The sequence below is a fragment of the Streptomyces sp. NRRL WC-3605 genome (genome assembly GCF_001509795.1).
GTDB lineage: Bacteria > Actinomycetota > Actinomycetes > Streptomycetales > Streptomycetaceae > Streptomyces > Streptomyces viridochromogenes.
Window position 1 is genome coordinate 1 of sequence record NZ_LLZN01000136.1, and the last position, 362, is coordinate 362.

Below are 362 nucleotides of genomic sequence, written 5' to 3' on the forward strand. Positions count from 1 at the left end.
CAGCGCGGCATGCGGGTCATCATCGACTTCGTCATGAACCACACCAGCGACCAGCACCCGTGGTTCCAGGAGTCCCGCAAGGACCCCGACGGCCCCTACGGCGACTACTACATGTGGGCCGACGACGACAAGGCGTACCCCGACGCCCGCATCATCTTCGTCGACACCGAGGCCTCCAACTGGACCTTCGACCCGGTCCGCAAGCAGTACTACTTCCACCGCTTCTTCTCCCACCAGCCCGACCTCAACTACGAGAACCCGGCCGTGCAGGAGGAGATCCTCTCCGCCCTGAAGTTCTGGCTCGACCTCGGCATCGACGGCTTCCGCCTCGACGCCGTCCCCTACCTCTACGCCGAGGAGGG

Annotated in this window: 1 protein-coding gene; it reads left to right on the forward strand. The window is 64.9% G+C overall.

All coding sequences use genetic code 11. The features are described from left to right. A partial coding sequence (locus ADL34_RS34390) for an alpha-amylase family glycosyl hydrolase (RefSeq protein WP_267891462.1) occupies window positions 1-362 on the forward strand: 362 nt, incomplete at both ends.